This is a genomic window from Pseudomonas arsenicoxydans, from assembly GCF_006438915.1.
Taxonomy (GTDB): domain Bacteria; phylum Pseudomonadota; class Gammaproteobacteria; order Pseudomonadales; family Pseudomonadaceae; genus Aquipseudomonas; species Aquipseudomonas arsenicoxydans_A.
On the sequence record NZ_RCZE01000006.1, the window covers coordinates 158837 to 171031 of the forward strand.

Consider the following 12195-nt stretch of genomic DNA (forward strand, 5'->3'; position numbering starts at 1 on the left):
GATGCCGCTCGGGACTCGGCTAGGTGCTTGCTGGCGTGGCGCAAGGAGGTGGGGGATGCTTCGCCCGGCGCTTCGAAAGTGACTGGAGCAGTGCCTCATCAAATCTCAGGCATAAAAAAACCCTGAATCTTGCGATTCAGGGTTTTCGGTATTTGGTGCCCAGAGACGGAATCGAACCGCCGACACGGGGATTTTCAATCCCCTGCTCTACCGACTGAGCTATCTGGGCAACGGGGCGCATTAAACTGGTTTTTCAGGGGGTCGTCAAGCAAGTTTTCAAAAAATATTTAATTATTACCGTCGCTTACGATCCGACCCCCGAGAAATCGGGATTATTCAACCGGCGGCACGTAGCCGTCAGCCTTGGCGTATTCCTCGCCGGAGAAGAACTTGTCCATCTCGCCCTGAAGATATTTGCGATCTTCGGCGTTCATCATGTTCAGGCGCTTTTCGTTGATCAAAAGGGTCTGGTGCTTTTGCCAGTCGGCCCAGGCCTTGGCCGAGACGTGGTCAAAAATGTCCTGGCCTTTTGCGCCCGGGAAGGGAGCGCGTTCAAGGGCGGGCAATTCTTCTTTGTACTTGCGGCACATGATGGTGCGGGTCATGACGACTCTCCTGCGTTCAATACGGCGGCCGCGCGTTCGAGCAAGGTTTTGACCGGGGCGGCAAGGCCCAGGCGCGGCGGGGTGGCGAGGTTATACCAGAGCCAGTCGGCCTCGGCCACGTGATGGCCGGCCTCCTGGACATGGACCAGCCAGGGTTCGATGGACAATTGAAAATGGCTAAAGGTGTGCACCAGGCTCGGTAGCGCTTGTTGGCCGCCCAGTTCCAGCGAGTGCTGCGCGGCCAGATGTTGCAGGTCGTCGAGGTCATCGAGCTCCGGCAAACTCCATAGACCGCCCCACAGGCCCGTGGAAGGCCGCCGGTAAAGCAGAATCGCGCCTTCACCGTTGGCGAGCAGCGGCATCAGCGTGCGCTTCTGTGGCACGGTTTTACGCGGTTTTGGGATGGGGTAGCGGGTTTCGAGGCCAAGCAGGTGCGCTTCGCAGCCCTTTTCCAGCGGGCAGAGCAGGCAACTCGGTTTGCTGCGCGTACACAGCGTGGCGCCCAGATCCATCATCGCCTGGGTGTAGGCGTTGACACGATCATGCGGCGTAAAGCGCTCAGCGTTGGCCCAGAGCTGTTTGGCGACCTTCGGCTCCCCCGGATAACCCTCTTGCGCGGTAAAACGCGCCAGGACGCGTTTTACGTTGCCATCGAGGATCGGCGCCCGCAGGCCCATGCTCAGGCTGGCGATAGCGCCCGCTGTCGACAAGCCAATGCCCGGCAGCTCAACCAGTTTTTCAACATCCCGGGGAAACTCGCCACCGAATTCAGCGACGACAATTTTCGCGGTCTTCTGCAGATTGCGCGCACGGGTGTAGTAACCCAGGCCGGTCCACAGGTGCAGCACTTCGTCCTCCGGCGCGGCGGCCAGGGCTTCGACCGTTGGTAGCGAAGCCATGAAACGATCGAAGTAATTCAGCACGGTGCTGACCTGGGTTTGCTGCAGCATAATTTCCGAGACCCACACCCGATACGGGGTGATGCCCTGTTGCCAAGGCAAATCGTGGCGGCCGTGGCGGTCGTACCAATCCAGCACCGCCGATGAAAACTGCTCGGATTTCATCGCTTGAACAGCCCCTTCAATGCGTTTTTCAGTTCAGGACTGACCTTGTCGCCCAGCTTCTCGTCGATTTTTTCGCTGATCTTGTCGCCCGCCATTTTGCTCGCGACCTGACCCATGCGTTCGTTATCCAGACGGCAGGCCTTTGCGCCAAGCTCCAGCGGACCCCGGCAACGCAGCGGCCACTCGATACCGACAAACTTGTCGCCGACCTGGCAAGCCGGATCCGGCATGGCGCTGGTGTCGCCTTCGACGATGATACCCACGCGGTAATCCATCCCCAGCACGCGCAGATCGACGTCGCCGTCGCCATTCACGGTCATGCCCGGAATGCGCACTTTCAGGTCCGGGTTGCTGGCCACTCCGTTACGGAAGGTCAGGTTGCCCTTGAGTTCCTGGAACGGCGTGTCTTTGCCCCGTGGCTCGCCGCTGAGGGTTTTGCGGTTCAGGGTGGCGATGCCTTTGCACAGCTGTTGCTCAAGGTTGGCATTGAGCAGCACGCCGTTGTTGATGACGAAACTGGCGGTGCCGTTGAGGCTGTCGATCAGCGCTTTCTGGCTGTTACCGCTGCCGGTCAGCGCACTGTTAAGCGTCACCAGGCCTTTGACCGGGGGATTTTTGCCTTGGCTTTCGAGGATTTTTTCCACCGGCACTTTACTGATACGCGTCTGCATGGTCAGCGCAGGGACCTGCTGGCGCACGTCGAGGGTGCCCTTGGCTTCGAAGTTGCCCTCGTACAGATCGCCGCGCAGGTTCTCCAGGGTCAACAGGCCGCCCTGGCCAGTGGCCTTGAGCGCCGCGTTGTTGATCGGCAGCTTGTCGAGGGTCAACTGGCCAAAGGTCAGGTCTGCGTCCACATCGAGTTTGCTCAAGCGCTCAACTGGCAGCAGGCGTTCGGTGCTCCACGCTGTCTTGGTCGGCGACTCCGGCAGCGGTGTGCTGCCCGCGCCGGCCATGGCGCTGGCCTCGGTGCTGGCGACTTCGGCCTGACGTACCTGGGTCGCACTGTTGGCTTCGGCGGATTTGGGCGGCAGATAACGATCGACGTTGAACGTGTCGGCTTTGAGGGCTGCGCGCAGCGATTGCTTGGCAAAGTCCTCGACGGCAATGCGGCCACTGAACGTGCTGTCATCGATTTTCAGGTTGATGGTGTCGAACGACACGCTGGTCGGCGTGCCGGCCACACGGCTGACCAGTTCGACTTTGCTCAGGCTGCCTTCGGCCATCGCCGGCAGTGTCTGACCGATGCTGTCGACAAATTTCGCCAGGTCAAACTGGGCAATCGAAATGCCGCCACTGATCTGTGGAGTCTTGTCGAGGTCGTTGACCTTGAGTTCACCCAGTGCGCGCAGTTGGTTGGCGGAGACCTTGATGCCGGTCCATTCGGCGACGTTCGCCGCTTTATCCAGCAGCAATTGCCCTTGGGCGGCGAAGGTCATGGTCTTGCCCTGCAGCGGATCACCCGCGACTTCGCCGGACAGTTTCATGTCTTCAAACTTGTAGCGCTGCAAGGCACGTTCGAAACGCAACTCGCCATTGAGCTCGGTACGCACACGCAGAACCGGTTGGTTGGTGCCCAGGAACGCGGTGAGTTTGACCGGGATATTGGTCGAGTCGTGGACCGGGCCGGTGCTGAGTTGAATGCTCTCGGCGCTGAACTGCTTGCCCGTCTGCTCGTCGTTGTACTCAACGCGAGCGTTGTTGACGGTTAGGCTGTCGATGTCCAGGCGAGCGGGCTGGGGCGGTTTTTCCACTTGAACGGTGGTTTGCGGGGCAGGTTCGCCAGGCGTCGCCGGGGTCGTGGCCGGGGTGGCTGGCGCCGGGATCTTGCCGACGTCCTGCCAGTTGCCATGGCCATCCTTGTCGCGGGTCAAGCGCAGGTTCAGGCCTTCAACGCGGACATCGCTCATTTGCACTTCGCGGCGCAGCAGCGGCAACACGCGCACTGACAGGCCGAGCATCTGCAAGTCGGCAAACGGTTCGGTCGGCTTGACCAAGGTCGCGACACTGGCGTCGTGCAACTCCAGGCCCAGCCACGGGAACAGGCTCCAGCCGATGTCGCCATTGAGCGTCAGCTCGATGTGGGCCTTGTCGCGGGCAATCTGGCGAATCTCGTCTTTATAGTCGTTGGGATCGAAGAGGTGGGTCAGGGCAAAGCCCAGCGCCACAATGATCAGCAACAGCCCGAGAAGTACCAGACCCAGGATTTTGCCGAACGCTTTCATGGGCGAGTCCTTGTAGTTAGTCGAATTCGAAATTTAGCCGGGGAGTATAGCGCTCCAAAGCGGACGACCGGTCAGGCGATCACGCCGGCAGTATATCCAGCGGCAGTTTCAGCTTGGCCGCCAGTGCCTGAGCCTCAAGATGCCCGGCGGGAGCCAGCAGGCGCAGGGTGGCGCCGGATTCAGCGGCCATTTTCCGGGCTTCGTTCACCAGGCGCTCGGCGACGCCACGGCGCCGGGTAATTTTTCGTACGCAAAGTTGGGACAAGTGCCAAACCTCCTGGTGGCGTTGCAAACGGGCTGCGCCCAGCAGTCGATCATTGAAGCGTCCGGCGATCAGCGAACCGTCCCGCAAACAGCCTTCGATCAGCTGCACATCCCCGGAAAACGGGGCGTACAGCCAGTCCGGAGCGTCGCGGTAAATTTTTTGCAGATCCTGCTGATCCTGATAAGTGACCTCGTTCAGCGGTTCGACAATGATCGGCATGGCGTCTCCTTAAGAGGTACGAGAACAGATGACTTACAAAAGGTGATATCAGTTTGGTTTTTCTGTCACGTGCAAATGGTAACCTTTGCCTGTTCGTCCGTCCCGCTGCGACCCGATGTCGCACAATAAGGCGCTTCACCCAACAAAACGGTCATGCGTGCGCATAAAGACCGGAGGTGAGGAGTGGTTGGCGAACCCTACTAATAATTGGGGGATACACAATGACTACGAGCATCACGGCGGACGGCCTCAACGCCGGCCAGCCTGCGTTCCTGTCCAAAGAACGCATCATCGCCAAGCCCGGTTTCAACCGTTGGCTGGTACCACCGGCCGCGTTGGCCATCCACCTTTGCATCGGCATGGCTTATGGCTTCTCGGTGTTCTGGTTGCCGTTGTCCAAAGCCTTGGGCGTGACCAAGCCAGTGACCTGCGCGCCGGACATGAGCTTCATTTCGCAGGTTTTCTCGTCGCAATGCGACTGGCCGATCTCGATGCTCGGCTGGATCTACACCCTGTTCTTCATCTTCCTCGGCTGCTCGGCAGCGATCTGGGGCGGCTGGCTGGAACACGCCGGGCCGCGCAAGGCTGGCGTTGTATCGGCATTGTGCTGGTGCGGTGGTCTGCTGATTTCGGCGCTGGGGATCTATACCCACCAGATCTGGTTGATGTGGGTCGGCTCCGGGGTCATTGGCGGTATCGGCCTGGGGTTGGGCTATATCTCACCGGTGTCGACGTTGATCAAGTGGTTTCCGGACAAGCGCGGTATGGCGACCGGCATGGCGATCATGGGTTTCGGTGGTGGCGCGATGGTCGGTGCTCCGCTGGCCGCAGCGCTGATGGGCCATTTCGCGTCGGCAGACAGCGTGGGCGTTTGGCAGAGCTTCCTGGTGATGGCCGCGATCTATTTCGTGTTCATGATCGGTGGCGCACTGTCGTACCGCGTTCCGCCAACCGGCTGGAAGCCTGAGGGCTGGACCGCTCCGGCGAAAAAAGCCTCGAATGCGATGATCACTCACCGTCACGTTCACGTGAATGTGGCGTGGAAAACTCCACAGTTCCGTCTGGTGTGGCTGGTGCTGTGCCTGAACGTATCCGCCGGTATCGGCATCCTCGGCATGGCCTCGCCGCTGTTGCAGGAAGTGTTCGGTGGCAAGTTGATCGGTGTTGACCTGCCATTCGGTCAACTTGACGCCGGGCAACTGGCTTCGATTGCGGCGATTGCTGCCGGCTTCACCGGTTTGCTGAGCCTGTTCAACATCGGCGGCCGGTTCTTCTGGGCGTCGTTCTCCGATTACCTGGGCCGTAAAAACACCTACTTCGTGTTCTTCGCCCTCGGTTTCGCGCTGTACGCGCTGATCCCGAACCTCGGTCACCTGGGCAACGTTGCGCTGTTCGTGGCGGCGTTCTGCATCATCCTGTCGATGTACGGCGGTGGTTTTGCGACGGTCCCGGCGTATCTGGCAGACCTGTTCGGTACGCAAATGGTCGGTGCGATTCACGGTCGTCTGTTGACGGCGTGGGCGGCCGCGGGCGTGTTGGGTCCGGTGTTGGTGAACTACCTGCGTGAATATCAACTGAGCATCGGCGTTGAACGCGCCGCCGCTTACGACATCACCTTGTACATCCTCGCCGGCCTGCTTGTGCTGGGTTTCCTGTGCAACCTGCTGGTGCGTCCGGTGGCTGACAAATACTTCATGACCGACGCTGAACTGGCGGCCGAACAGGCGCTGGGCCACGACAAGGGTGCTGACAGCAGCACTGTGCTGGAGTGGAAAGCTGCGCCGGGCAGCAAGCCGTTGGCGATTGCGGCGTGGCTGGTGGTGGGTATTCCGTTGGCGTGGGGTGTTTGGGTGACTCTGCAGAAGACGGCGGTACTGTTCCATTAAGGTGCTCATGGGCTGACAACATCCAGCCCTGAATAAACACCGACCCCGTGGGAGCGGGCTTGCTCGCGAAGGCGGTGTGTCAGGCGGCATCAATGTCGACTGACACTCCCTCTTCGCGAGCAAGCCCGCTCCCACATTCGTTTTTGCGGCATGTGCAAATGGCTTGTATGGACATGTCTACCCGCGACCGCCGGGGGTTCTGTCCGTCAGCGATATCACCTCTCGTGTTTCTGTTTCGGCCTCGCGCCCCTATAATGGCTGCCTTTTTCGCCCAATGATTTTGCGGAGCTGGTGATGGCCGAACGTAAGGCGTCAGTCGAGCGCGACACTCTGGAAACCCAGATCAAAGCCTCGATCAACCTGGATGGCACCGGAAAGGCCCGATTTGATATCGGTGTTCCTTTTCTTGAGCACATGCTGGACCAGATCGCCCGTCACGGGCTGATCGACCTGGATATTGTCAGTAAGGGCGACCTGCATATCGACGACCACCACACCGTGGAAGACGTCGGTATCACCCTGGGTCAGGCCTTCGCCAAAGCCATCGGCGACAAGAAAGGCATCCGTCGCTACGGCCACGCCTACGTGCCGCTCGATGAAGCGCTGTCGCGCGTGGTGATCGACTTCTCCGGCCGCCCAGGCCTGCAGATGCACGTTCCCTATACCCGCGCCACCGTTGGCGGTTTCGACGTTGATCTGTTCCAGGAATTCTTCCAGGGCTTCGTCAACCACGCCCTCGTCAGCCTGCACATCGACAACCTGCGTGGCACCAACACCCACCACCAGATCGAAACCGTGTTCAAGGCTTTCGGCCGCGCCCTGCGCATGGCGGTAGAGCTGGATGACCGCATGGCCGGTCAGATGCCGTCGACCAAAGGCGTTCTGTAATGCAGACGGTCGCGGTTATCGATTACGGCATGGGCAACCTGCACTCGGTGGCCAAGGCCCTCGAGCACGTCGGTGCCGGCAAGGTTCTGATCACTAGCGATGCCGACGTGATTCGCGAAGCCGACCGGGTGGTTTTTCCCGGCGTCGGCGCGATTCGTGATTGCATGGCGGAGATCCGTCGCCTGGGCTTCGATTCGCTGGTGCGTGAAGTCAGCCAGGACCGCCCGTTCCTCGGCATCTGCGTCGGCATGCAAGCCTTGCTCGACAGCAGTGAAGAGAATGATGGCGTCGACTGCATCGGCCTGTTCCCGGGCGCGGTGAAGTTCTTCGGCAAAGACCTGCATGAAGACGGCGAACACCTGAAAGTCCCGCACATGGGCTGGAACGAAGTGAAGCAGACGGTCACGCACCCGCTGTGGCACAACATTCCGGACCAGGCGCGATTCTACTTCGTGCACAGCTACTACATCGCCGCCGGCAATGCGCGGCAGGTAGTCGGTGGCGGTCACTACGGTGTCGATTTCGCCGCGGCGCTGGCCGATGGCTCGCGTTTCGCCGTGCAGTTCCACCCGGAGAAGAGCCATACCCATGGCCTGCAATTGCTGCAGAACTTCGCCGCGTGGGATGGTCGCTGGTAAATGGCCGTCAAGAAGAAGCCACCGATCCTGACCCTCACTCCTGAACAGGAGAACGAGGCTAACCAGAAGATCAAACGCTTCATGGAGGATCGCTTCGAACTGGACCTGGGTTCGTTCGAAGCGGCCGAAATCCTTGAGCTGTTTACCCGTGAAATTGCTCCGCACTATTACAACAGGGCGATTTTCGATGTGCAGACGCACCTCAAAGAGAGGTTCGAAAGCATCGAAAGCGACTTGTGGGCGCTCGAGAAAAACTGATTTCCGAGCGAAGCTGAATACTCGAATTTGAAGGTTTGCCAGATGCTGATTATTCCCGCTATCGATCTCAAAGACGGTGCCTGTGTTCGTCTGCGCCAGGGCCGCATGGAAGATTCCACAGTGTTCTCCGATGACCCGGTGAGCATGGCTGCCAAGTGGGTGGAGGGCGGTTGCCGTCGTCTGCATCTGGTCGACCTGAACGGCGCTTTCGAAGGCCAGCCAGTCAATGGCGAAGTGGTCACCGCGATTGCCAAGCGCTACCCGAACCTGCCGATCCAGATCGGCGGCGGTATCCGCTCGCTGGAAACCATCGAGCACTACGTCAAGGCTGGCGTGAGCTACGTGATCATCGGCACCAAAGCCGTGAAAGACCCGGCCTTCGTCGCTGAAGCCTGCCGCGCGTTTCCGGGCAAAGTGATTGTCGGTCTGGACGCCAAGGACGGTTTCGTTGCCACCGACGGCTGGGCTGAAATCAGCACCGTTCAGGTGATCGACTTGGCCAAGCAGTTTGAAGCCGATGGCGTGTCCGCGATCGTTTATACCGACATCGCCAAAGACGGCATGATGCAAGGCTGCAACGTCCCGTTCACCGCCGCGCTGGCCGCTGCCACGCGTATCCCGGTGATCGCTTCCGGCGGTATTCACAACCTCGGTGACATCAAGTCGCTGCTCGACGCAAAGGCGCCAGGCATCATCGGCGCGATCACCGGCCGGGCGATCTACGAAGGCACCCTCGACGTCGCTGAAGCGCAAGCTTTCTGCGATTCGTACAAAGGCTGAGGACTGACCATGGCGCTGGCCAAACGCATCATCCCTTGCCTGGACGTGGATAACGGCCGGGTCGTCAAAGGTGTGAAGTTCGAGAACATCCGCGACGCCGGCGACCCGGTGGAAATCGCCCGCCGTTACGACGAACAGGGCGCTGACGAGATTACCTTTCTCGACATCACTGCCAGCGTCGACGGTCGCGACACCACGCTGCATACCGTGGAACGCATGGCCAGCCAGGTGTTTATCCCGCTGACTGTGGGCGGTGGCGTTCGCACCGTGCAGGACATTCGCAATCTGCTGAATGCTGGCGCGGACAAGGTTTCGATCAACACTGCTGCCGTGTTCAATCCAGAGTTTGTGGGCGAGGCGGCGCAGCATTTTGGTTCGCAGTGCATCGTTGTTGCCATCGATGCGAAGAAGGTTTCCGGCCCGGGCGAAACCCCGCGCTGGGAAATCTTCACCCACGGTGGCCGCAAGCCTACCGGCCTCGACGCCGTTGAATGGGCGAAGAAAATGGAAGGCCTCGGCGCCGGCGAAATCTTGCTGACCAGCATGGACCAGGACGGCATGAAAAACGGCTTCGACCTGGGCGTGACGCGCGCCATCAGCGATGCGCTGGGCATTCCGGTGATCGCTTCCGGCGGCGTTGGCAACCTGCAGCACTTGGCTGACGGCATCCTCGAAGGCCATGCCAGCGCGGTGCTGGCGGCGAGTATTTTCCACTTTGGCGAATACACCGTGCAGGAAGCCAAGGCCTACATGGCGCATCGCGGAATCGTCATGCGATAACGGTCAACGGCCCGGGAACATTCTCCGGGCCGCTGTCAACGAGCTGCGTCGGTGCCGGATGTCGTGGCCTGTTGCGCCCCAATCACACGGCTGAACACGTCGATCCTGGGTTCGGACGCTTGTCCCGACTTGTCGTAAGCAATGACGCAAAGCTTCCCCGGAAGTTTGTCGTTCGCAATAAAGAAATCCATTGGCATGTTCTCAATGTATTTATCGGGCGCATGACAATCGGTGGTTTCGACAGGACCATATTTGATCGAGTAGGTCCGATACGGTTCTTCGGCTTCAGCCAGTTTTACAAAGACATCGGCCTCGATCGATAAATCAGGCGGCGTTGTTGGCTTGTTATCCAATATCTCTATTGGTAACGATAAAGCGTTTTTAAGCAGGCCCGCTTCCGGTCGTTGTGTCGATGAATCGACACCGACGATGCAGAGAAAATAGAATCCGGGTGTCGTTCCTGTCTCCGCGTTGATGAACGCGTCCGTGGCACTGATGGCATCGCTATAGTGTTGAGTGCTCTCGCACTCCATTGCACTACGAACAGTTTTATAGCGATAAAACGCGGTGTTGATCGAAAATCGATAATTCCAGGTCGGCGCGACGAACGAACGGTCATCCAGCTGTTTGGCCCTTTTGTAGCTTTCCAGATGATTCGTACCTTCAATGGTAAAGGTCGGGTAGAGCTGGCAGGACGACGGCGGATTTGTAGCAATGCGACCTTGCGAGAAGCATCCATTCAGAAGTGTCGTAGCGTTGCCATACACGTTCCCAGGCACTGCCTGAAAGGTATCGCCAATCGGTGTGCAAGGCGCATTGTCGAGACACGGAACGATTCCCTCCTCAAAATTTCCCGTGCCTATAACGCCGATGATCTCGTTGGTATAGCGATCGAGTACGGGACTTCCGGACCCACCGCCCCGAACATCCTGGCATCGCGTCATGAAGGTATTGCGCAACACCCATGACCCTTCAACAATCTCCTTGGCCGGCTGTAGCGTACATGCCGCCATGCGCAAGGTAATCTGCTCAAAGCCCTTGGGGGCGCCCACGATCAACATATCCGTATCGTAGGTTGGTGTGTCCCGAGCCAGTCTCAATGGTTGTATGCCATCTTCGATGAGCTTTTGAATGCTGACGTCCAGTTCGATAATCGCCATATCAACGCCTTGCATGCTCCGCCATTTCACGGTCTTCAATGGATAACGCTTGAACGTGGAAACGTCGGCGAAGTAATTGAAGTCCATGGTTCCACTGATGGACCTGTCGGTCACAATGTTTCCATTGGTCAACTCTACGCAGTGTCCCGCCGTCAGTACGTAAGCGGGGGTAGGCTCAGAGGCGGTTTCATCGCGCGTATCAATAAGCGATGCGGTGCAGCTGCCCTGGTTGATTGTCAGGCGCCCGATTCCTTGCCAGTGGTCATGCGATCCATTGGCATTTTCGAGGACTTTGGACGAGGACAGATTTTGCATCTCTTCGCCATAGTCGTGACTACCTGCGAAACAGGGTGTGCACAATAAGCACAATGTGCCGAAAAGCATGATAGGGATCGAGTTCATTGCAAGGTGCCTCTGATTGATGTGATTGGAGAACCGGGCTGTTGCCGGTCATCGCTAATTAATCAGGGACAGGGTCGGGAGTGGCGGTAACTATTTACCTCAACGAAGCTCTTGTGATTTGCAGTTCCGATAGCAGCGTTATCAAAGTGCCAGTAGACATCATCGAAGGCTCAAGGCACTCTTGGGCACGCCATGGATTTCGGTAGCCCGACATGATCAAACGCCTGCTTCTTGCCCTCGCCAGCGCTTCGCTATTGCTCATCAATGGCGTGCACGCTGAAGAAAGTCCCGCCACTGACCTGGTGTTGCTGACGGAAAATTTCCCGCCGTACAACATGGCGAAGAACGGCAAGAATTTCGCTCAGGGCGAGAACATCAACGGCATCGCCGTCGACATTGTCCGTGAGATGTTCAAGCGTGCCGAAGTCTCCTACAGCCTGACGCTACGTTTTCCTTGGGAGCGAATCTACAAACTCGCCCTGGAAAAACCCGGTTACGGCGTGTTCGTGATGGCGCGTTTGCCTGACCGCGAGAAGCTCTTCAAGTGGGTTGGCCCGATTGGCCCGGATGACTGGATCATGCTGGCCAAGGCTGACAGCACGATCAGCCTTGAAACGCTGGATGACGCGCGCAAATACAAGATTGGTGCGTACAAAGGTGATGCGATTGCCGAGACGCTGGGCAAGCAGGGATTGAATCCGATCGTTGTGCTGCGCGATCAGGACAACGCGAAGAAGCTGGTCAACGGCCAGATCGACTTGTGGGCCACCGGTGATCCGGCCGGGCGATACCTGGCGCGTCAGGAAGGTGTGGATGGTCTGAAAACGGTGCTGCGCTTCAACAGCGCCGAGCTGTACCTGGCGTTGAACAAAGACGTGCCGGACGAGATGGTCGCCAAGCTTCAAGCCGCGCTGGATCAACTGCGCAAGGAAGGCAAGGTGGACGAGATCTTGGCGCGGTACCTCTAAATTCAGATTCGGAACCTGAGCGAACACAAAACAAATGTGGGAGCGGGCTTGCTCGCGAAT

Annotated in this window: 12 protein-coding genes and 1 tRNA gene; 7 read left to right on the forward strand and 6 right to left on the reverse strand. The window is 58.8% G+C overall.

What is annotated here, in order from left to right; translation table 11 throughout:
• Positions 1–153: 153 nt before the first annotated feature.
• The 5 genes from EAH78_RS14380 to EAH78_RS14400 all read right to left on the reverse strand — a co-directional run bounded on the left by EAH78_RS14380 (position 154) and on the right by EAH78_RS14400 (position 4375).
• Positions 154–229 (reverse strand) — tRNA-Phe (locus tag EAH78_RS14380).
• Positions 230–332: 103 nt separating this feature from the next.
• On the reverse strand, positions 333–605 hold the full coding sequence (locus EAH78_RS14385; RefSeq protein WP_140668119.1) for an oxidative damage protection protein: 273 nt from the start codon (positions 603–605) through the stop codon (positions 333–335).
• Complete coding sequence (gene mutY, locus EAH78_RS14390) at positions 602–1669, reverse strand: A/G-specific adenine glycosylase (protein ID WP_140668120.1); 1068 nt, start codon at positions 1667–1669, stop codon at positions 602–604. Before mutY ends, EAH78_RS14385 begins: the two co-directional genes overlap by 4 nt.
• On the reverse strand, positions 1666–3891 hold the full coding sequence (locus EAH78_RS14395; RefSeq protein WP_140668121.1) for an AsmA family protein: 2226 nt from the start codon (positions 3889–3891) through the stop codon (positions 1666–1668). Before EAH78_RS14395 ends, mutY begins: the two co-directional genes overlap by 4 nt.
• A gap of 79 nt (positions 3892–3970) precedes the next feature.
• Positions 3971–4375, reverse strand: coding sequence for an acetyl-CoA sensor PanZ family protein (locus EAH78_RS14400; protein ID WP_140668122.1), 405 nt, complete (start codon positions 4373–4375; stop codon positions 3971–3973).
• Between the two features lie 221 nt (positions 4376–4596).
• Between EAH78_RS14400 and EAH78_RS14405 the strand changes: the two genes are divergently transcribed.
• The 6 genes from EAH78_RS14405 to hisF all read left to right on the forward strand — a co-directional run bounded on the left by EAH78_RS14405 (position 4597) and on the right by hisF (position 9605).
• The gene (locus tag EAH78_RS14405) at positions 4597–6261 is read left to right on the forward strand and encodes an OFA family MFS transporter (protein ID WP_140668123.1); all 1665 of its coding nucleotides are present in this window, start codon (positions 4597–4599) and stop codon (positions 6259–6261) included.
• Between the two features lie 294 nt (positions 6262–6555).
• Positions 6556–7149, forward strand: a complete 594-nt coding sequence (gene hisB, locus EAH78_RS14415) for an imidazoleglycerol-phosphate dehydratase HisB (RefSeq protein ID WP_003218037.1) — start codon at positions 6556–6558, stop codon at positions 7147–7149.
• Positions 7149–7787, forward strand: coding sequence for an imidazole glycerol phosphate synthase subunit HisH (gene hisH / locus EAH78_RS14420; RefSeq protein ID WP_140668124.1), 639 nt, complete (start codon positions 7149–7151; stop codon positions 7785–7787). The genes hisB and hisH overlap by 1 nt, the downstream gene beginning before the upstream one ends.
• Positions 7788–8045, forward strand: coding sequence for a DUF2164 domain-containing protein (locus EAH78_RS14425; protein ID WP_050682512.1), 258 nt, complete (start codon positions 7788–7790; stop codon positions 8043–8045).
• A gap of 42 nt (positions 8046–8087) precedes the next feature.
• Positions 8088–8825 (forward strand): 1-(5-phosphoribosyl)-5-[(5-phosphoribosylamino)methylideneamino]imidazole-4-carboxamide isomerase, encoded by a 738-nt coding sequence (gene hisA / locus EAH78_RS14430; RefSeq protein WP_017336056.1) that lies wholly within the window; start codon positions 8088–8090, stop codon positions 8823–8825.
• A gap of 9 nt (positions 8826–8834) precedes the next feature.
• Positions 8835–9605: an imidazole glycerol phosphate synthase subunit HisF gene (hisF, locus tag EAH78_RS14435; RefSeq protein WP_007897430.1), complete on the forward strand. Its 771-nt coding sequence runs from the start codon at positions 8835–8837 to the stop codon at positions 9603–9605.
• A 35-nt stretch (positions 9606–9640) separates the two neighbouring features.
• Here hisF and EAH78_RS14440 read toward each other — a convergent pair whose 3' ends face one another.
• On the reverse strand, positions 9641–11080 hold the full coding sequence (locus tag EAH78_RS14440; RefSeq protein WP_240051883.1) for a trypsin-like serine peptidase: 1440 nt from the start codon (positions 11078–11080) through the stop codon (positions 9641–9643).
• A gap of 299 nt (positions 11081–11379) precedes the next feature.
• Here EAH78_RS14440 and EAH78_RS14445 point away from each other — a divergent pair, with 299 nt between their 5' ends.
• Complete coding sequence (locus EAH78_RS14445) at positions 11380–12135, forward strand: substrate-binding periplasmic protein (protein ID WP_140668126.1); 756 nt, start codon at positions 11380–11382, stop codon at positions 12133–12135.
• The last annotated feature ends 60 nt before the right edge of the window (positions 12136–12195 follow it).

Coding starts and splice junctions, on each gene's coding strand:
- EAH78_RS14440 (WP_240051883.1), bottom strand. CDS start 11,080: ATGCAAAATCTGTCCTCGTCCAAAGTCCTCGAAAATGCCAATGGATCG.
- hisB (WP_003218037.1), top strand. CDS start 6,556: ATGGCCGAACGTAAGGCGTCAGTCGAGCGCGACACTCTGGAAACCCAG.
- mutY (WP_140668120.1), bottom strand. CDS start 1,669: ATGAAATCCGAGCAGTTTTCATCGGCGGTGCTGGATTGGTACGACCGC.
- EAH78_RS14425 (WP_050682512.1), top strand. CDS start 7,788: ATGGCCGTCAAGAAGAAGCCACCGATCCTGACCCTCACTCCTGAACAG.
- EAH78_RS14400 (WP_140668122.1), bottom strand. CDS start 4,375: ATGCCGATCATTGTCGAACCGCTGAACGAGGTCACTTATCAGGATCAG.
- hisF (WP_007897430.1), top strand. CDS start 8,835: ATGGCGCTGGCCAAACGCATCATCCCTTGCCTGGACGTGGATAACGGC.
- EAH78_RS14385 (WP_140668119.1), bottom strand. CDS start 605: ATGACCCGCACCATCATGTGCCGCAAGTACAAAGAAGAATTGCCCGCC.
- EAH78_RS14405 (WP_140668123.1), top strand. CDS start 4,597: ATGACTACGAGCATCACGGCGGACGGCCTCAACGCCGGCCAGCCTGCG.
- EAH78_RS14445 (WP_140668126.1), top strand. CDS start 11,380: ATGATCAAACGCCTGCTTCTTGCCCTCGCCAGCGCTTCGCTATTGCTC.
- hisA (WP_017336056.1), top strand. CDS start 8,088: ATGCTGATTATTCCCGCTATCGATCTCAAAGACGGTGCCTGTGTTCGT.
- hisH (WP_140668124.1), top strand. CDS start 7,149: ATGCAGACGGTCGCGGTTATCGATTACGGCATGGGCAACCTGCACTCG.
- EAH78_RS14395 (WP_140668121.1), bottom strand. CDS start 3,891: ATGAAAGCGTTCGGCAAAATCCTGGGTCTGGTACTTCTCGGGCTGTTG.